General features: G+C 64.4%; 19 protein-coding genes and 1 tRNA gene. 12 read left to right on the top strand and 8 right to left on the bottom strand.

Annotated elements, in window-relative coordinates; genetic code table 11:
- Nucleotides 1–30 precede the first annotated feature (30 nt).
- Nucleotides 31–104: transfer RNA gene (locus D8Z78_RS11255), tRNA-Gly, on the top strand.
- Between the two features lie 109 nt (nt 105–213).
- Nucleotides 214–2,007 (top strand): ABC transporter transmembrane domain-containing protein, encoded by a 1,794-nt coding sequence (locus D8Z78_RS11250; protein ID WP_121630230.1) that lies wholly within the window; start codon nt 214–216, stop codon nt 2,005–2,007.
- Between the two features lie 94 nt (nt 2,008–2,101).
- On the opposite strand, the gene D8Z78_RS11245 is transcribed toward D8Z78_RS11250, so the two are convergent.
- Nucleotides 2,102–3,661, bottom strand: coding sequence for a bifunctional metallophosphatase/5'-nucleotidase (locus tag D8Z78_RS11245; protein ID WP_121630229.1), 1,560 nt, complete (start codon nt 3,659–3,661; stop codon nt 2,102–2,104).
- A gap of 312 nt (nt 3,662–3,973) precedes the next feature.
- On the opposite strand from D8Z78_RS11245, the gene D8Z78_RS11240 reads away from it, so the two are divergent.
- From D8Z78_RS11240 to arsC, 4 genes are read left to right on the top strand one after another with little or no spacing between them, the layout of a single operon-like run.
- Nucleotides 3,974–4,312, top strand: a complete 339-nt coding sequence (locus tag D8Z78_RS11240; RefSeq protein WP_121630228.1) for a DUF952 domain-containing protein — start codon at nt 3,974–3,976, stop codon at nt 4,310–4,312.
- Complete coding sequence (locus D8Z78_RS11235; protein ID WP_121630227.1) at nt 4,309–4,737, top strand: DUF1330 domain-containing protein; 429 nt, start codon at nt 4,309–4,311, stop codon at nt 4,735–4,737. The genes D8Z78_RS11240 and D8Z78_RS11235 overlap by 4 nt, the downstream gene beginning before the upstream one ends.
- Nucleotides 4,734–5,789 carry a quinone-dependent dihydroorotate dehydrogenase gene (locus tag D8Z78_RS11230; protein WP_121630226.1) on the top strand — a complete coding sequence of 352 codons (1,056 nt, stop codon included), beginning with the start codon at nt 4,734–4,736 and terminating at the stop codon, nt 5,787–5,789. Before D8Z78_RS11235 ends, D8Z78_RS11230 begins: the two co-directional genes overlap by 4 nt.
- On the top strand, nt 5,786–6,124 hold the full coding sequence (arsC, locus tag D8Z78_RS11225) for an arsenate reductase (glutaredoxin) (protein WP_121630330.1): 339 nt from the start codon (nt 5,786–5,788) through the stop codon (nt 6,122–6,124). Before D8Z78_RS11230 ends, arsC begins: the two co-directional genes overlap by 4 nt.
- 33 nt (nt 6,125–6,157) lie before the next feature.
- Here the strand turns inward: arsC and D8Z78_RS11220 are convergent, their stop codons facing one another.
- The 5 genes from D8Z78_RS11220 to rpsA all read right to left on the bottom strand — a co-directional run bounded on the left by D8Z78_RS11220 (nt 6,158) and on the right by rpsA (nt 9,950).
- Nucleotides 6,158–6,826 (bottom strand): phosphoribosylanthranilate isomerase, encoded by a 669-nt coding sequence (locus tag D8Z78_RS11220; protein ID WP_121630225.1) that lies wholly within the window; start codon nt 6,824–6,826, stop codon nt 6,158–6,160.
- Between the two features lie 86 nt (nt 6,827–6,912).
- Nucleotides 6,913–7,272: a LapA family protein gene (locus D8Z78_RS11215; protein ID WP_121630224.1), complete on the bottom strand. Its 360-nt coding sequence runs from the start codon at nt 7,270–7,272 to the stop codon at nt 6,913–6,915.
- Nucleotides 7,272–7,559 (bottom strand): integration host factor subunit beta, encoded by a 288-nt coding sequence (ihfB, locus tag D8Z78_RS11210; protein WP_121630223.1) that lies wholly within the window; start codon nt 7,557–7,559, stop codon nt 7,272–7,274. Before ihfB ends, D8Z78_RS11215 begins: the two co-directional genes overlap by 1 nt.
- A 276-nt stretch (nt 7,560–7,835) precedes the next feature.
- The gene (locus D8Z78_RS11205; RefSeq protein WP_121630222.1) at nt 7,836–8,114 is read right to left on the bottom strand and encodes a hypothetical protein; all 279 of its coding nucleotides are present in this window, start codon (nt 8,112–8,114) and stop codon (nt 7,836–7,838) included.
- A 159-nt stretch (nt 8,115–8,273) separates the two neighbouring features.
- Nucleotides 8,274–9,950, bottom strand: a complete 1,677-nt coding sequence (gene rpsA / locus D8Z78_RS11200; protein ID WP_121630221.1) for a 30S ribosomal protein S1 — start codon at nt 9,948–9,950, stop codon at nt 8,274–8,276.
- A 562-nt stretch (nt 9,951–10,512) separates the two neighbouring features.
- Here rpsA and D8Z78_RS11195 point away from each other — a divergent pair.
- Entirely contained in the window at nt 10,513–10,728 is a 216-nt protein-coding gene (locus D8Z78_RS11195; RefSeq protein WP_121630220.1) for a DUF1127 domain-containing protein, read from the top strand.
- A gap of 133 nt (nt 10,729–10,861) precedes the next feature.
- On the opposite strand, the gene rpsD is transcribed toward D8Z78_RS11195, so the two are convergent.
- The gene (gene rpsD / locus D8Z78_RS11190; protein WP_121630219.1) at nt 10,862–11,482 is read right to left on the bottom strand and encodes a 30S ribosomal protein S4; all 621 of its coding nucleotides are present in this window, start codon (nt 11,480–11,482) and stop codon (nt 10,862–10,864) included.
- A 257-nt stretch (nt 11,483–11,739) separates the two neighbouring features.
- Here rpsD and D8Z78_RS11185 point away from each other — a divergent pair, with 257 nt between their 5' ends.
- The 5 genes from D8Z78_RS11185 to D8Z78_RS11165 all read left to right on the top strand — a co-directional run bounded on the left by D8Z78_RS11185 (nt 11,740) and on the right by D8Z78_RS11165 (nt 16,721).
- A complete protein-coding gene (locus D8Z78_RS11185; protein WP_121630218.1) occupies nt 11,740–12,567 on the top strand; it encodes an EAL domain-containing protein in 828 nt (275 codons plus the stop codon).
- A 148-nt stretch (nt 12,568–12,715) separates the two neighbouring features.
- A complete protein-coding gene (locus D8Z78_RS11180) occupies nt 12,716–13,891 on the top strand; it encodes an acetyl-CoA C-acetyltransferase (protein WP_121630217.1) in 1,176 nt (391 codons plus the stop codon).
- Between the two features lie 40 nt (nt 13,892–13,931).
- Nucleotides 13,932–14,753, top strand: coding sequence for a patatin-like phospholipase family protein (locus D8Z78_RS11175; protein ID WP_121630216.1), 822 nt, complete (start codon nt 13,932–13,934; stop codon nt 14,751–14,753).
- A gap of 68 nt (nt 14,754–14,821) precedes the next feature.
- Entirely contained in the window at nt 14,822–15,544 is a 723-nt protein-coding gene (gene phbB, locus D8Z78_RS11170) for an acetoacetyl-CoA reductase (RefSeq protein WP_121630215.1), read from the top strand.
- Nucleotides 15,545–15,791: 247 nt separating this feature from the next.
- Nucleotides 15,792–16,721, top strand: a complete 930-nt coding sequence (locus D8Z78_RS11165; RefSeq protein WP_121630214.1) for a VOC family protein — start codon at nt 15,792–15,794, stop codon at nt 16,719–16,721.
- Nucleotides 16,722–16,830: 109 nt separating this feature from the next.
- On the opposite strand, the gene D8Z78_RS11160 is transcribed toward D8Z78_RS11165, so the two are convergent.
- Nucleotides 16,831–17,004 (bottom strand): YdcH family protein, encoded by a 174-nt coding sequence (locus D8Z78_RS11160; protein WP_121630213.1) that lies wholly within the window; start codon nt 17,002–17,004, stop codon nt 16,831–16,833.
- Nucleotides 17,005–17,120 lie beyond the last annotated feature (116 nt).

Genomic DNA, 17,120 nt, shown 5'->3' with positions numbered 1-17,120 from the left:
TGCGCCCGGCTGTCATAATCAGGGGCCGAAGCGGGCGTTGTGTAATGGTAAGACCCTTGCCTTCCAAGCAAGAGATACGGGTTCGATTCCCGTCGCCCGCTCCAACCTTTCCTCTTTCGATCCCGCACAAATCGCCTAGGCCGCGTCCTTTCGGCGCTTGACCCGCGCGCGCTGGATGGCCAAACCCCTTGCCAGACAAGGACAGGAGACGACATGGCCCGCACCCTCACCAGTCCCGACGAGGAACGCGCGAAGTCGAAGAAGATCGGCTCGCTCGGCGCACTCTGGCCGTTTCTGGCGCCCTACCGCCTGTTGATGATGGCCGCGTTGGCGGCGCTGTCGGCCACGGCGGCGGTGTCGCTGACCCTGCCCTTGGCGGTGCGCCGGGTGGTAGACAATTTCAACAACACCGACGGCGTGCTGCTGGACCAGTATTTCGGCGCGGCGCTCGGGCTGGCGGCGCTGCTGGCGGTGGGCACCGCGGCGCGCTATGCGCTGGTGACGCGGCTGGGCGAACGGGTCGTAGCCGATATTCGCAAGGCGGTGTTCGACAAGGTGATCGGCCTGTCGCCCGCCTTCTACGAAAAGATCATGACCGGCGAGGTCCTGTCGCGCATCACCACCGACACGACGCTGATCCTGTCGGTGATCGGCTCGTCGATTTCCATCGCGCTGCGCAACGTGTTGTTGTTCTCGGGCGGGATGATCCTGATGATGTTCACCTCGCCCAAGCTGACCGGGCTGGTGCTGTTGATCGTGCCCGCCGTGGTGGTGCCGATCATCGTGCTGGGCAAGCGCCTGCGCAAGCTCAGCCGGGAAAACCAGGACTGGATCGCAGTGTCCTCGGGCAACGCGTCAGAGGCGCTTCTGAGCGTGCAGACGGTGCAGGCCTATACCCACGAGGCGCTGTCGCGTGCGGCCTTTGGCGACGTGACGGAGAAAAGCTTCGATTCGGCGCGCAAGCGGATCTGGACCCGCGCGGGCATGACGATGATCGTCATCTTTCTGGTCTTCACCGGCATTGTCGGCGTGCTTTGGGTCGGCGCATGGGACGTCCGCGCGGGCGGCATGTCGGCAGGCACCCTGATCCAGTTCGTGATCTATTCGGTGATGGTCGCAGGCGCGGTGGGTGCGCTGTCCGAAGTGTTCGGCGAATTGCAGCGCGCCGCCGGCGCGACCGAACGGCTGGTCGAGCTGTTGCAGGCCGAGGACACCGTCACCGATCCGCGCGCTCCGGTTGGTCTTCCCGCGCCCGTGCGTGGCGAACTCGTCTTTGACGATGTGCACTTCGCCTATCCCACCCGCCCTGACGTGTCGGCACTGGAGGGCGTCAGCCTGCGCATCGCACCGGGCGAGACCGTGGCGCTGGTTGGCCCGTCGGGCGCGGGCAAGACGACGATCATCCAGTTGATCCAACGGTTCTACGACCCGGCCTCGGGGGCGATCACGCTGGACGGCGTGGCGTTGAACGCCATGGCACGGCACGACTTCCGCCGGGCGCTGGCACTGGTGCCGCAGGACCCGGTGATCTTTGCCGCCTCGGCGCTGGACAATATCCGCTTTGGCCGACCGGATGCGGCGCGCGACGAGGTCGAGGCCGCCGCCCGCGCCGCCGCCGCGCATGAGTTCATCGACGCCCTGCCCGACGGCTATGACACATGGCTCGGCGAACGTGGCGTCATGCTGTCGGGCGGCCAGAAGCAGCGCGTGGCGATTGCCCGCGCGATCCTGCGCGATGCGCCCGTTCTGCTGCTGGACGAGGCGACGAGCGCCTTGGATGCCGAAAGCGAGCGTCTGGTGCAGGCCGCCGTCGACAAGCTGGCCGAGGGTCGCACGACGATCATCGTCGCGCACCGTCTGGCGACGGTGAAGAAGGCGGATCGGATCGTGGTGATGGATCAGGGCCGGATCGTCGCGCAGGGCACGCATGACGCGCTGGTGGCCGAGGGCGGGCTTTATGCCCGGCTGGCGCGGCTGCAATTCACCGAAGGCATGGCCGCCGAATAAGGTGGCTGGGGGGCTTTGCCCCCCGGCGCTGGCGCGCCTCCCCCCAAGGTATTTTTGGACCAAAGAAGCGAGGGGGAGGCGCTGATTTCAGGGGTTATTGGCCCATGATCTTGATGCGGCCATCCGTGTAGGGCTGGTACGGCCCCTCGGCGGCGAGGTATTCCGCCGTCACATCCGCCAGATCCGGCCCGAAGTCGTAGGCGTTTTCCGCATCGGTGAACATCTTGTAGCCGTCGCCGCCATTGCGGACGTAGTTGTTGGAAACAACGCCATACATCTTGTCCATGTCGATCGGCGCGCCGCCGACCATGACCTCGGACACGCGGCTGCCGGCCTCGGCCGAGGGATCGACGGTGAAGGTCATGCCCGCCACCTGCGGGAAGCGGCCTGCGCCCTCTTCGATCTGGCTGACGCCGTTTTCCAGCGCCTCGACGATGGTCGCGCCCGAGACCTGGAAGGTCGAGAGCGTGTTCTGGAAGGGCAGCACGGTCAGCACCTCGCCCATGGTGACTTCGCCCGCGCCGATGGACGCGCGCAGGCCACCGGAGTTGGCGATGGCGATCTCGACGCCCTGATCCTTGACCCGGTCGAGCATGGCATCCGCCACGAGGTTGCCCATGGAGCATTCCATCGCGCGGCAGACATCGCGGTTGCCTTCGATGGGTTCGGCGGCTTCGGCCACGACCTTGTTGCGGATTTCCTCCAGCGGGGCGGCGGCCTCGGTGATGCGGGCCTTGGTGGCCTCGTCCTCGGTCACGGCGGCGTCCATGATGATCGGCGCGCCCACGGCTTCGATGACGTTGCCGTCATCGTCGAAGGTCACGTTCAGTTCGCCCAGGAACTTGCCATATGCATAGGCCTGAACGATCTGCACACCATTGACGACGGTCGGATAGGCGCCCACTGCGCCGTCCATGTCGCCAAGCAGGGTGTTGGAGTGACCGCCGACGATCACGTCGACCCCGGTGGTGTTCTGCGCGACCATCTGGTCGACGCCATAGCCTGAATGCGACAGGACGATGATCTTGTTGACGCCATCGGCGGTCAGCTTGTCGACCTCGCCCTGCACCGCGCCCGACGGATCGGTGAAGATGATGTTCTTGCCGGGGGAGGCCAGTTCATCGGTGTCCTGCGGGGTCAGGCCGATCAGGCCCAGACGCTCGCCGCCGCGCTCGATCACGGTGGATTTCATCAGGACATCGGCCAGCAGCGGCTCGCCCGAGACATCGGCGTTGGACATCAGGACGGGGAAGTCGACCGCATCCATGAAACCGCGCAGCACCTCGGGGCCATCGTCGAATTCGTGGTTGCCCACGGTCATCGCGTCATAGCCCATCTGGTTCATCATCTCGGCGGCCAGCTTGCCCTTGTAATAGGTGTAGAAGAGCGTGCCTTGGAACTGGTCGCCGCCATCCACGAGGATGTGGTTGTTGCTGCGGGCCTTTGCCTCGGAAATGGCGGTCATGAGGCGGGCGGAGCCGCCAAAGCATTCACCGGCATCGTTGTCCTCGGCGGAGCAGCCCGAATCATATTTGCTGATCGGCTCGAAGCGGGCGTGGAAGTCGTTCGTGTGCAGGATGGTCAGGGAATAGTCGGCCTGCGCGGTGCCTGCCATCATGGCAAGCGCGGCGGCGCTGGTCATCAGACGATACATGGGTGAAAACCTCTCTGTCAGAGTTGTTATCCGAACAGCAGACCCCGGTTGGACCAAAGAGTCAAAGCCTGATGCGCGGTATCGCCGCGTCATGTGACGCGTGCATGACGAACTTGCGTGAAATCGCGGCGACAGGTCGATGCCCCCAGGCGCGCGCTTTGCCCTGCGCGCCGCAAGGCCCTTCGAAGGGCCTTGAACAAGCGCTTTCGAAAGCGCTTGGGCGCCCCTAGGGAACGGCGCGCCACCAAGGCGCTTCGAAGCGCCTTGCGCGCAGCGCTTGACCGGGCGCGCAGGTCGGGGCAAACCGCGTGCATGCTGATATACAAGATCCTCCGCGCCGACGAATGGTCGGACCTGCGCGCCAAGGGCGAAACACCCGGCGCGCCCATCGACGTCACCGACGGCTTCATCCATTTCTCCACCGCCGAACAGGCGCGCGAGACGGCGGCGAAACATTTCGCCGGGGTTGACGGGCTGATGCTGGCGGAACTCGACACCGACCGCATGGGCGATGCCCTCAAATGGGAAGTCTCGCGCGGCGGCGCCCTGTTCCCGCATTATTACGGCCCGCTGACGCTGGCCCATGTGACGTGGTGCCAGCCGCTGCCGCTTGGTCCCGAGGGTCATGTCTTCCCCGAGACGTTAGCATGAGCCATATCGACCCGGAGCGCGCGCAGTTCGACGCCTTCAAGGCGCTTGATCGGGACGAACCTTGCGAAATGCTCAACCTCGTGCGTCTGCGCGAGATCGCCCGCTATCCCGAGGACCACGCACTCTATGATGACGGCCTCAGCGGAGCCGAGGCCTATGCCCGCTACGGCGCGGAAAGCGGTCCGGTCTTGGCGCGCGTCGGCGGATCGATCCTGTGGCGCGGCGGCTATCGTTGCACGTTGATCGGCCCATCCGACGAGGTTTGGGACCACGTCTTCATCGCGCGCTACCCGTCCGCCCATGCCTTCATGGCGATGGTCAAGGATCCGGACTATGCGCGGGCCGTCATCCACCGTCAGGCCGCCGTGGCGGAGTCGCGCCTGATCCGCACAGCCCCCGCCACGACAGGAGACGTGTTCGGATGAACCTGTTCGAAAAGGCAGGCATGACCCTGCTCCACCGGATGGACCCGGAGGCCGCCCATGGGCTGGCCATGAAGGCGCTCGGCATGGGGCTGGCGCCTGCCCCCGGTCAGATCACCTCGGACCGGCTGCGGTGCACCGTCGCCGGGCTGAGCCTGCCCAACCCGCTTGGCCTTGCCGCCGGTTTCGACAAGAATGCCGAGGTGCTCGACGGCCTGTCACGCGCGGGCTTCGGCTTTGTCGAGGTCGGCGCCGCCACGCCTCGCCCGCAAGCCGGCAACCCCAAACCACGCCTCTTTCGCCTGACCGAGGACCGCGCGGCCATAAACCGGTTCGGCTTCAACAATGACGGGATGGAGGCCATCGCAGGCCGCCTGATGAAGCGCCCGCGCGACATGGTCCTTGGCCTCAACCTTGGTGCCAACAAGGACAGCGAAGACCGCGCGGCGGATTTCGCCAAGGTCCTGACCCGCTGCGGCCCCTATCTGGACTTCGCCACCGTCAACGTCTCCTCCCCCAACACCGAGAAACTGCGCGACCTGCAAGGCAAGGAGGCGCTGTCGGCCCTGCTCGCCGGTGTCATGGAGGCGCGCGGCGCTCTCGACACGCCGATCGCGGTCTTTCTCAAGATCGCCCCCGATCTCGATGCCCAAGGGCTGGAGGACGTGGCCGAGGTCGCGCTCGCCTCCGGCGTGGCGGGTGTCATCGCCACCAACACCACCCTGTCGCGGGACGGGCTGACATCCCGCTTCAGGGACGAACCCGGCGGCCTCTCCGGCGCGCCGCTGTTCGAGAAATCGACCCGCACCCTCGCCCGGCTCTCCCAACTGACCGACGGCAAGATTCCCCTGATCGGCGTCGGCGGCGTCAGCACGGCGGAACAGGCGTGGCAGAAGATCCTCGCGGGGGCGTCTGCCGTGCAACTCTACACCGCGCTGGTCTATGGCGGCATGTCGCTGATCCCCAACATCGTCCACGGCCTCGACGCCATCCTCGAACGCGAAGGCTGCACCGCCGCGCAAGCCGTTGGACAAGGACGCGACACATGGCTCTGATCCTGTGGCACAATCCACGCTGCTCGAAATCCCGTCATGCGCTTGCGCTTCTCGAAGAGCGCGGCGCCGATGTCACCCTCCGCCGCTATCTCGACGACGCGCCCAGCCTTGACGAATTGCGCGCGGCTCAGGCGGCGCTCGGCCTGTCCGCCGTCGAGATGATGCGCACGAAAGAAACCACCTTCAAGGAAATGGGCCTGACCACGGACATGGCCGACGACGCCCTCCTGCAGGCCATGGCAGAGCAGCCAAAGCTGATCGAACGCCCCGTCCTGTTTGCAGGCGAAAAGGCCGTCATCGGCCGCCCGCCGGAACGCGTGCTGGACCTGCTCTGACCCAGAGGCTCCGGGTCTTCGCCCGGAGCGGGGTCACAGGCGCGGCGGGGCCTTCGCCGCCGCGCTGCGGGCCGCCTGCACGAAGGCGCGGATCAGACCCGCATCCTTCACCCCCGGCGCGCTCTCGACCCCCGACGACAGGTCCACCTGCCGCGCACCGGTCATGGCGATCGCCGTCGCGACATTCTCGGGCGTCAATCCCCCGGCCAGCATCCATGGCTTGCCGAACCGGCGCCCCGCCACCAGCCGCCAGTCGAAACTCAAACCGTTGCCGCCCGGAAGATCGCCGCCCTTTGGCGGCTTCGCGTCGATCAGCAATTGGTCCGCCACCGGCTGGTAGGATGCCACCCGTGCCAGATCCGCCTCGTCGGCCACCCCCACCGCCTTCATCACCGGCAGGCCGTATCGTGCCCGTACCTCGGCCACCCGTTCCGGGCTTTCGGACCCATGCAATTGGATCATGTCCAAGGGAACCTCGTCGAGGATCATCCGCAAGTCGTCATCCGTCGGATTGACCATCAAACCGACCTTCGCCAACCCCACGGGCGCCGCCAAGGCCAAGTCGCGCGCCTGCGCGATGCTCACGTTGCGCGGGCTCTTGGCAAAGAACACGAGACCGAAATAGTTCACCCCGGCCTCGGCCACCGCCTCGACATCGCGCACCCGCGTCAGGCCACAAATCTTGATCCGGATGTCCTGCATCGCGGCCCCTGTCTTCTTCTCTTTGAAAATACCCCGGGGGAGGCGCGGCACGCGCCGGGGGGCAGAGCCCCCTCCCCGCGGATGGATCAGGCGGATTGATCCAGAATCGCCAGGACCTCGTCCTTGTCCTTGTCCCGCTCCGCCTGCGTCTTCTTCAGCTCGCGTTCAAGCTTCTTGACCTCACCCTTCTTGCGGGCGGCCTCGGCGCGATACTTGTGCTCGCGCAGCCATTCCCAGACGAAGCCGATCAAAAGCCCCGCCACGATGCCCGCAAAGATCACGATGAACAAAGGCAGCTCGACGGAAACGGCGAACGGTCCCAAGCCGGGAAAGGTCGCCAAACCGTCAGGAAGGCTGTTCAGCGCCACCGACTGGCGATTGGCGAGGGCCACGACCACGAGGCAAATGGCCAGCAAGGCAAGAAAGGCGTAGCGGATATAGCGCATCAATCAGTATGTCCGTTCAGGCGGTCCCGCAGAAGCTTGCCGGTCTTGAAGAAGGGGACGTGCTTTTCCTCGACCTCGACCGCCTCACCCGTCCTCGGGTTGCGTCCGGTCCGCGCGTCCCGCTTCTTGACCGAAAAGGCCCCGAAGCCCCGCAGCTCGACCCGATCACCCCGGGCCATGGCATTGGTGATTTCCTCGAAGATCGTGTTCACGATCCTCTCCACGTCCCGCTGATACAGGTGCGGGTTCTCATCCGCAATCTTCTGGATCAGTTCAGATCTGATCATTCCAGCCACCCCCCGTGGTGTCTTGTTCTTGTCTCTCTTAGCGAACTATACGCATGGGTTTTTCAAAACGGAAACATGAACTCGCTGGAAAATTCAAGTCTTGCAGCAGTTTGCGCGGATTTCCGACGCTTCCTTGCCGATTCCGGCCAGTGCAGCCCGCGCATGGGTGATGCCGCACCGCGGCGATGCCACCCGCGATTCGGGGGGCGCGGCGTGCCAATCTGCCGCGATGCATGTGCCTGATCGCAGGGCGGGGCTGGCCCCCGCCGCCCGGGATCACTTGCAGACGGCGGCGAATTCCGTGCGGCCCTTGCTGTCCGTCTTACCCGGTTTGAAATAGATCATGCGCATGCCGTTGTCGGCGCAGGTCTTCGCCGCCTCGTCGCGCACCTCCCCCGCCTCCCAGGCCGAGCCGTAGCGCCCGCGCAACTGGTTCTGCCCCTGCACCGTCACCGCCTTCATGATCAGGTCCGTCCCGCCCGGCGGCGGCCCGTCCTGCGCCTGTGCCGCCCCTGCGAGCAGCGCTCCGACAACGGCACCATAGAATCGTTTCATCGGACCCCCCCTGACATCACTCAGGGACCAACAGAGCAAAAACCGCGCCCCGATGCGAGCCAAATAACCCAAAGAAAAACCCCCGCCAATCAGGCGGGGGTCTCAAGTGTCAGACCTTTAAATGTCAGACAATTGTCTGACATTCGCAGGCGCTCAGGCTCAGTTGTCGCCCTTCAGCGCTGCGCCAAGGATATCGCCCAGCGATGCGCCCGAGTCCGACGAACCGTACTGTTCCACGGCCTCTTTCTCTTCGGCGATCTCGCGTGCCTTGATCGACAGGCCCAGACGGCGGGTTTTGGAGTCGATGTTGGTGACACGGACGTCGACCTTGTCACCGACCGAGAAACGCTCGGGGCGCTGTTCGGCACGGTCACGCGACAGGTCGGAGCGGCGGATGAAGGACTTCATGCCTTCATATTCCACTTCGATGCCGCCATCTTCGATGGCTGTCACTTCGACGGTCACGATCGAGCCGCGCTTCACGCCGCCAACCGCATCCGCGAACTTGTCGCCGCCCAGAGCCTTGATCGAGAGCGAGATACGCTCTTTCTCGATGTCGACTTCGGAGACAACCGCCTGAACCACATCGCCCTTGCGGTAGTTCTGGATGGCTTCCTCGCCGCGCTCGTCCCAGGACAGGTCGGACAGGTGAACCATGCCGTCGATGTCGCCTTCGAGGCCGATGAACAGACCGAATTCGGTGATGTTCTTGACTTCGCCTTCGACCTGCGTGCCCTCGGGGTGGGTCTCGGAGAAGACTTCCCACGGGTTGCGCTGCGTCTGCTTCAGGCCCAGCGACACGCGACGCTTGGTCGGGTCGATTTCCAGAACCATGACGTCGACTTCCTGCGAGGTCGACACGATCTTGCCGGGGTGCACGTTCTTCTTGGTCCAGGACATCTCGGAGACGTGGACCAGACCTTCGACACCGGCTTCCAGCTCAACAAACGCACCGTAATCGGTGATGTTGGTGACGCGACCCTTGTGGACCGAGCCCAGCGGATACTTGACGCCAACCAGATCCCACGGATCTTCCTGCAGCTGCTTCATGCCGAGGCTGATACGGTGGGTTTCCTTGTTGATCTTGATGACTTGGACCTTGACGGTCTCGCCGATCGACAGGATTTCCGACGGGTGGTTCACACGGCGCCATGCCATGTCGGTGACGTGCAGCAGGCCGTCGACGCCACCCAGATCGACGAATGCGCCGTACTCGGTGATGTTCTTGACCACGCCGTCAACCGCGTCGCCTTCTTGCAGCTTGCCGATGACCTCGGCGCGCTGTTCGGCGCGGGACTCTTCGAGGATCGCGCGGCGCGACACGACGATGTTGCCACGGCGACGGTCCATCTTCAGGATCTGGAACGGCTGCTTGAGACCCATCAACGGGCCAGCATCGCGCACGGGGCGCACGTCAACTTGGGAGCCGGGCAGGAAGGCCACGGCACCGCCGAGATCGACGGTGAAGCCACCCTTGACGCGGCCAAAGATCGCGCCTTCGACGCGGGCATCGTCTGCATAGGCTTTTTCGAGGCGGTCCCAGGCTTCTTCGCGGCGGGCCATTTCACGGGAAATGACGGCTTCGCCACGGGCGTTCTCGGCGGCGCGAAGGTAGACTTCGACCTCGTCGCCGACATTGATGTCGGGCGCTTCGCCGGGATTCGCGAATTCTTTCAGATCAACGCGGCCTTCCATCTTGTAGCCCACGTCGATGATGGCTTGGCCCGCTTCGACGGCGATGACCTTGCCTTTGACGACGGTACCCTCGTCGGGGGTGTCCATTTCGAGGCTTTCGTTAAGAAGCGCTTCGAATTCTTCCATAGTTGCGTTTGCCATGTGGCGTTCAATTCCTTTTCATCGGTTTTCCGGCCGGGTGGTTGTCTCCACCGGTCTTGGGAGGGTGTCCACGCTTGCCGTGGACTGGCTTGGTCGTCGGGCGGACGCAAAACAAAGAGGGCCGGTAAGTCCCGACCCTGCTCGATCTTTGTGCTGCGGCGTTGATCGCCGTTCCGACAGGCGCGCGTATAGCGCAAGCCTGCATTCGGATCAAGCCCGCCTGTCCCGCATTTCGCGCGGCGCGCAGAGTGCCGGGCATGGCCTCAAAGCGTCACGCTCCTGTCACCGAATCCCTGCACAAGGCCACAGCGTCCCCCCGGGCGCATGTCCACGCGGAAAGTTCTTGCCGCCTGCGACCTCATGTACCGACCCATTTCAAGGCACGTTTTCTTTCGGTCAGGCGGGAGACCCCCGGGTCTCCCGCCCATTTCTTTCCAAACCGTTCACAGAGCTATGCATTTGTGAAAACGCGGGTATTCGCTCTTGCCACTGGCGCGATGCCGCGCCGCAGCATAGATATTGGGTCAGGGAGGGTAACCTATTTACCCAAGGAGACATCCAAATGGCTCATATCCAAACTGCGGCAGCGCCGCACGGCAACTTCTTTGCCAACCTCTATGACGGTTTCATCCGTGCCATGGTCAACATCGCCGAATCGAACAGCCGCGTGAAGCGCGTCGAGGCCTTGCAGGCCCTGTCCGACGCCGAACTGGCCGCGCGTGGCCTCAAGCGTGACGACATCGTCAAGCACGTTTTCGGCGACGTCATGTACCTCTGACGCCGACCATACAGGTCCAGACCAGCGAAAACCGCGCCCCGCCATCCGGGACGCGGTTTTTCTTTGCGTGGCAGGCAAACCAACGAAAAAGGCCGCCTCGGAAGGCGGCCTTTCGCATTCGGGGCACAGAGCCTTAGTTCTGCGCGTAATATTCGATGACCAGGTTCGGTTCCATGACGACCGGGTAAGGCACGTCGGAAAGGCCCGGAGTCCGCACGAAGGTCGCAACCAGCTTGTTGTGGTCGACGTCGAGATAGTCCGGCACGTCGCGCTCGGGCGACTGGGTGGCTTCCAGAATGGCTGCCATCTGCTTGGACTTCTCGCGGACTTCGATCACGTCGCCTTCCTTGACACGGTAGGACGCGATGTTCACGCGGCGACCGTTGACCAGCACGTGACCGTGGTTCACGAACTGACGGGCTGCGAAGACGGTCGGAACGAACTTGGCGCGGTAGACGACCGCGTCGAGGCGGCGCTCCAGCAGGCCGATCAGCTGTTCGCCGGTGTCACCGCGCAGACGCTCTGCCTCGGCGAAGATGCGGCGGAACTGCTTTTCGGTCAGGTCGCCATAGTAGCCCTTCAGCTTCTGCTTGGCGCGCAGCTGCAGACCGAAGTCGGACATCTTGCCCTTGCGGCGCTGGCCGTGCTGGCCGGGGCCGTATTCACGGCGGTTGACCGGGGACTTGGCGCGGCCCCAGATGTTTTCGCCCATGCGGCGGTCGATCTTGTACTTGGCAGACGTGCGTTTGGTCACGGCTGATCTCCTTCATATGAGTTCGAAGGGCGTTGTCCTCTGCCCGGACCGGAAAACCGGCGACCCGGACTGACAGGCATCCCCTTGCGGGGGCCACCAACACCAATGAAGGCGCGCTTATACGGGGGATCCCGGCAGAGTCAAGCGCTCTGCCGCGCCGCCGAATGTTTCAGACAATTTTTGACGATTCGCGGCTTTAACAAATGTTTAAGCGAAGAGGCGCAGAACGGCATGCGGGATGTGAAGGAGCGACCGTTATGACCCGGGTGAACAACGATTTCGGACACGGTGCGCGCAACGCGCTGGACCACGCTGTCGCCGCGCGGGATTCGAACATCATGGACATGGTGAACCGCGCCATTCAGCACCGGCAGGTCACGCTTGCCTTCCAACCCGTGCTTCTGGCGCATGACCCGCGCACCGTCGCCTTCCATGAGGGGCTGCTGCGCGTTTTGGATGAAACCGGGCGCATCATTCCCGCCAAGGAGTTCATCGGTCAGGTCGAGAACACCGAACAGGGGCGCATGCTGGATTGCATCGCACTGGAAAAGGGGCTGGCGGAACTGGCGCACTATCCGTCGCTGCGCCTTGCGATCAATATGTCGGCCCGGTCCATCGGCTACAAGAAGTGGGGGCGCACGCTGCAGCGTGGCTTGCAGCAGGACCCGACCGTGGCCGAGCGGCTGATCCTCGAGATCACCGAGACCTCGGCGATGACGGTCCCGGAACTGGTCGTCACTTTCATGAACGACCTGCAATCCAAGGGAATCACCTTTGCCATGGATGATTTCGGGGCTGGCTACACGGCGCTGCGGCATTTCAAGGATTTCAGCTTCGACATCCTCAAGATCGACGGCGATTTCAGCCGTGGCATCGAGAACGACCCCGACAATCAGGTGCTGGTCGGCGCAATCGTCAAGATCGCCGAGCAGTTCGACATGTATACCGTCGCCGAACGGGTCGAGACGCTGGCCGAGGCGCAGACGCTGGCGGCCCTCGGGGTCGACTGCCTGCAAGGCTATCTATACGCGGCGCCGACCGTGACACCGGCTTGGCGCCCGGACGCGCAGCGCCAGAAAGCCTGACCATACGTCAAGCCTGAGACACACTGCCGCTTTCGCTGCAGCGCAGAATGGTTTACCCCTCCAACATGACAGGCGAGAAGGGAATGGTTTCGCAAGTCGCGGAATCACGGTATGCCTCGGCATACACGCTTGGGCCAGGAGGATACTTATGACCAACGTCGTTATCGCAAGCGCTGCACGGACTGCCGTGGGCTCTTTCAACGGGTCCTTCGCGACCACCCCCGCACATGATCTGGGTGCCGCCATGCTCGAGGCGCTGGTCGCCCGCGCCGGCATCGAGAAGGGCGAGGTTTCCGAAACCATCCTCGGTCAGGTGCTGACCGCCGCACAGGGGCAGAATCCGGCCCGTCAGGCGCATGTCAATGCCGGCCTGCCGATCGAGTCGGCCGCCTGGGGCATCAACCAGGTCTGCGGTTCGGGCCTGCGCGCCGTCGCACTGGCCGCGCAGCACATCCAGCTGGGCGATGCCGCCATCGTCTGCGCCGGTGGTCAGGAAAACATGTCGCTCTCGACCCATGCCGCGCATCTGCGCGCCGGTCACAAGATGGGCGACGTCAAGTATATCGACACGATGATCCGCGACGGTCTGTGGGACGCCTTCAACGGCTACCACATGGGCCAGACCGCTGAGAACGTCGCCGAGAAGTGGCAGATCTCCCGCGAGATGCAGGACGAATTCGCCGTGGCATCGCAGAACAAGGCCGAGGCCGCGCAGAAGGCCGGCAAGTTCGACGACGAGGTGATCCCCTTCACCGTCAAGACCCGCAAGGGCGACATCATCGTCGACAAGGATGAATACATCCGCCATGGCGCCACGATGGAAGCGATGCAGAAATTGCGCCCCGCCTTCACCAAGGACGGCTCTGTGACCGCGGCCAACGCGTCGGGCATTAATGACGGTGCCGCCGGTGCCCTGCTGATGACCGCCGACGAGGCCGAGCGTCGCGGGATCGAGCCGCTGGCGCGGATCGTCTCCTACGCCACCGCCGGTCTCGACCCGTCGATCATGGGTGTCGGCCCGATCCACGCCTCGCGCAAGGCTCTGGAAAAGGCTGGCTGGAAGCCCGAGGATCTGGATCTGGTCGAAGCCAACGAGGCATTTGCCGCGCAGGCCTGCGCCGTGAACAAGGACATGGGCTGGGATCCGGCGGTCGTGAACGTCAATGGTGGCGCGATTGCCATCGGCCACCCGATCGGCGCATCCGGCGCGCGCATCCTGAACACCCTGCTGTTCGAGATGAAGCGTCGCGGCGCGAAAAAGGGTCTCGCGACCCTCTGCATCGGCGGCGGCATGGGCGTGGCCATGTGCCTCGAACGCCCGTAATCACCGGCACAGGGACGGGTCCTTCGGGACCCGTTTTCGCATGATCCCCAAAGACCCCGAACAGATCGTGTTTTCCGGCGGCGGGCTGCGTTGCTTCTGGCAGGGCGGCTTCCTGACCGAACTGGAAAAGACCCGCAGGCTCGCGCCCAAACGCATCACCGGCGTGTCCGGTGGCGCTTTGGCGGGCGCAGCTTGGGTGGCGGATGTGGAACGGCGGTTGCTGGACACGATGTGCGACGCCTTTGCGCAACGCGACAGCAATCTCGGCCTGTTCGATCCGGACGAGGACGGCATCACGCCGCATCAGCGGCTGTATTGCAACGTGGTCGCCGAGGTTCTGGACAAGGCCGCCTGTGACAGGATCGCGGACGGTCCGCAGTTCCAGATCCTGATCGCGCATCCGCCCTCGACCGGGCTGCCGACCCTGACCGGGACGGCGCTGGCCGCCGCCTACGAGGCCGAGCTGCACGTGAAGAACGCCCCGCATTTCGGCTGGGCCGAGAAAATGGGGCTGGACTCGCACCTTGTCGACGCCAACGCCGCGGCGCGCGCGGGCAAGCTGACCGATCTGGTGAACGCCGCTGCGGTGATCCCCCCGGTCTTCGAGCCACCGCTCTGGCAGGATCGGCGGGTTGTCGATGGCGGGATGGCCGATCAGGCCCCGCTGCCCGACCCGGACGAGGGGGTCACGATGGTGCTGCTGACACGCGACTACACGCGGCTGCCCGAGGTGGACGGCCGCCACTACATCGCGCCCAGTCAGGAAACGCCTGCGGACAAGATCGACTTCACCGATCCGCAAAAGCTGCGCGACACCTGGGCCCAGGGAGAGAGAGACGCCCGCCGATATCTTGACGGGTAACTTTGTTGCGCACATGCGCGCAACACGGTAACAACATTACAAAGACGATTTGCCAAACGGAGGACACCATGGCGAGAGTAGCACTAGTGACCGGCGGGAGCCGGGGCATCGGCGAGGCCATCTCGAAAAAGCTGAAAGCCGAAGGTTACGAGGTCGCCGCGACCTATGCCGGCAATGACGAGAAAGCCGCCGCCTTTACCGAGGCCACCGGCATCAAGACCTACAAGTGGAACGTCGCGGATTACGAGGAATCCAAAGCGGGTCTGGCACAGGTCGAGGCCGATCTGGGTCCGATCGACGTGGTTGTCGCCAATGCGGGCATCACCCGCGACGCCATGTTCCACCGCATGACCCCGGAACAGTGGAACGAGGTCATCGGCACCAACCTGACCGGCGTGTTCAACACCGTGCACCCGATCTGGAACGGCATGCGTGACCGCAAGTTCGGCCGCGTGATCGTGATTTCCTCGATCAACGGCCAAAAGGGTCAGGCCGGTCAGGTCAACTATGCCGCGACCAAGGCGGGCGATCTGGGCATCGTCAAGTCGCTGGCACAGGAAGGCGCGCGCTTCGGCATCACCGCCAACGCGATCTGCCCGGGCTACATCGCGACCGAGATGGTCATGGCGATCGACGAATCCGTGCGTGAAAAGATCATCAAGGGCATCCCCGCAGGCCGTCTCGGCGAGCCCGAGGAAATCGCGCGCTGCGTGGCCTTCCTTGCCTCCGACGATGCGGGCTTCATCAACGGCTCGACGATCTCCGCCAACGGCGCGCAGTTCTTCGTTTGATGTGCCCCTCGCGCCCCGGGCTTGACCCGGGGTCTCACGCTCAGCCCCGGCTTCACGGCCGGGGCTTTTCCATGACCGCGCACCGGGCCCCCGCCGCCGGGGATGGTGGGCGGGGCGCCTTCGAGCAAAGCGAGAACAGCGCCGTCCCCATCCCAACTGTGCAAATTCGCACCAAACCCACGCGGCCCCGCCCGTTTCCTGACGCCTGCGCGCGCTATATCGTGGTGCAGACAACAGGAGACGCGCCATGCTCACCCAGATCAACGGTCTGCACCATGTCACCTCGCTCGCTTCCGGCGCGCAGGAGAACAACGCCTTCTTCACCCGCACGCTGGGATTGCGCCGGGTCAAGAAGACCGTCAATTTCGACCGCCCCGAGGTGTATCACCTCTATTACGGCGACGAGCTGGGCACGCCCGGCACCGTGATGACCTATTTCCCCTTCCCCGATGCAGGCCCCGGCCGCCCCGGCACAGGCGAGGTCGGCACCACCTCCTTCGCGGTACCCAAGGGCGCCCTGCCCTATTGGGAAGCCCGCCTGTCCGGGCACGGCACCGCTGGCATGATCCGCACCACCCGCCTCGGCGAAGAGCGGCTGATCTTCAAGGGGCCCGATGGCGACGGGTTCGCGCTGGTGGAAACCGACGATGACCGCGCCCCGTGGGTGGCGGATGTGCCCGAGGACGTGGCCATTCGCGGCTTTCATTCCGTCGACATGCGGCTCGACCCGCGCGGCGCGGCCGCGACGGCGGAATTGCTGGGCTTCATGGGCTATGACCGCGAGGCGGGCGAAGACAACGTCACCCGGTTCCGGGTGCCCGGCGGCAACGCGGCGCAGGTCATCGACATCACCGAGATCGACGCCGCCCCGGCGGATCAGGGCGCGGGCAGCGTGCATCACGTCGCCTTCTCCGTCGACAACCGCGACACGCAGGCCGAGGTGCGCAAGGCGCTGATGGATACCGGCTATCAGGTGACGCCGGTGATCGACCGAGACTATTTCTGGGCGATCTATTTCCGCACCCCCGGCGGGGTTCTGTTCGAGGTGGCGACCAACGAGCCGGGTTTCGACCGTGACGAGGACAGGGCCCATCTGGGTGAGGCGCTGAAGCTGCCGAGCCAGCTCGCCCACCTGCGCGACCGGCTGGAACAAACACTGGAGCCGATTGCCGATTGATCGGCGCGGGCCAGAAGGTCCCGGGTCCGGCCCGGGACCACGCTGCGCCCAAAACGAAACGGACCTGCCCCGGATGGGACAGGCCCGCGCGCTGGACTGCGTCGAGGTATCAGGCCAGTTGGGCCGATACGCGCTCGATTTCTTCCTTGATCCGGAGTTTGCGCTTTTTCAGGTCCGCGATGTGCAAGTCATCAGTGCCGGGCGCGCGTTGCGCCTCTTCCACGGCGGTCGACAGGGAGTTATGTTTTCTCTTCAGTTCTTGCAGGTGCGAACTCAAGCTCATTTCGATCCTCCTATCATCGGATTAAGCACCACCAGTGCAACACATTGTCATCGTTCTGTCACGCGGCACGTGCAAAATGGGTGACCGATTTATCAAGAAAATACGTCTGAAAGGCG

The organism is Tropicibacter alexandrii, from assembly GCF_003667315.2.
GTDB classification, from domain to species: Bacteria; Pseudomonadota; Alphaproteobacteria; order Rhodobacterales; family Rhodobacteraceae; genus Tropicibacter; species Tropicibacter alexandrii.
This window is presented reverse-complemented; position numbering and strand designations above follow the sequence as displayed.

Excerpts from the sequence above, each read along its gene's own strand:
- D8Z78_RS11250 (WP_121630230.1), top strand. The coding sequence starts at position 214 with ATGGCCCGCACCCTCACCAGTCCCGACGAGGAACGCGCGAAGTCGAAG.
- D8Z78_RS11245 (WP_121630229.1), bottom strand. The coding sequence starts at position 3,661 with ATGTATCGTCTGATGACCAGCGCCGCCGCGCTTGCCATGATGGCAGGC.
- D8Z78_RS11240 (WP_121630228.1), top strand. The coding sequence starts at position 3,974 with ATGCTGATATACAAGATCCTCCGCGCCGACGAATGGTCGGACCTGCGC.
- D8Z78_RS11235 (WP_121630227.1), top strand. The coding sequence starts at position 4,309 with ATGAGCCATATCGACCCGGAGCGCGCGCAGTTCGACGCCTTCAAGGCG.
- D8Z78_RS11230 (WP_121630226.1), top strand. The coding sequence starts at position 4,734 with ATGAACCTGTTCGAAAAGGCAGGCATGACCCTGCTCCACCGGATGGAC.
- D8Z78_RS11220 (WP_121630225.1), bottom strand. The coding sequence starts at position 6,826 with ATGCAGGACATCCGGATCAAGATTTGTGGCCTGACGCGGGTGCGCGAT.
- D8Z78_RS11215 (WP_121630224.1), bottom strand. The coding sequence starts at position 7,272 with ATGCGCTATATCCGCTACGCCTTTCTTGCCTTGCTGGCCATTTGCCTC.
- ihfB (WP_121630223.1), bottom strand. The coding sequence starts at position 7,559 with ATGATCAGATCTGAACTGATCCAGAAGATTGCGGATGAGAACCCGCAC.
- D8Z78_RS11205 (WP_121630222.1), bottom strand. The coding sequence starts at position 8,114 with ATGAAACGATTCTATGGTGCCGTTGTCGGAGCGCTGCTCGCAGGGGCG.
- rpsA (WP_121630221.1), bottom strand. The coding sequence starts at position 9,950 with ATGGCAAACGCAACTATGGAAGAATTCGAAGCGCTTCTTAACGAAAGC.
- D8Z78_RS11195 (WP_121630220.1), top strand. The coding sequence starts at position 10,513 with ATGGCTCATATCCAAACTGCGGCAGCGCCGCACGGCAACTTCTTTGCC.
- D8Z78_RS11185 (WP_121630218.1), top strand. The coding sequence starts at position 11,740 with ATGACCCGGGTGAACAACGATTTCGGACACGGTGCGCGCAACGCGCTG.
- D8Z78_RS11180 (WP_121630217.1), top strand. The coding sequence starts at position 12,716 with ATGACCAACGTCGTTATCGCAAGCGCTGCACGGACTGCCGTGGGCTCT.
- D8Z78_RS11175 (WP_121630216.1), top strand. The coding sequence starts at position 13,932 with ATGATCCCCAAAGACCCCGAACAGATCGTGTTTTCCGGCGGCGGGCTG.
- phbB (WP_121630215.1), top strand. The coding sequence starts at position 14,822 with ATGGCGAGAGTAGCACTAGTGACCGGCGGGAGCCGGGGCATCGGCGAG.
- D8Z78_RS11165 (WP_121630214.1), top strand. The coding sequence starts at position 15,792 with ATGCTCACCCAGATCAACGGTCTGCACCATGTCACCTCGCTCGCTTCC.
- D8Z78_RS11160 (WP_121630213.1), bottom strand. The coding sequence starts at position 17,004 with ATGAGCTTGAGTTCGCACCTGCAAGAACTGAAGAGAAAACATAACTCC.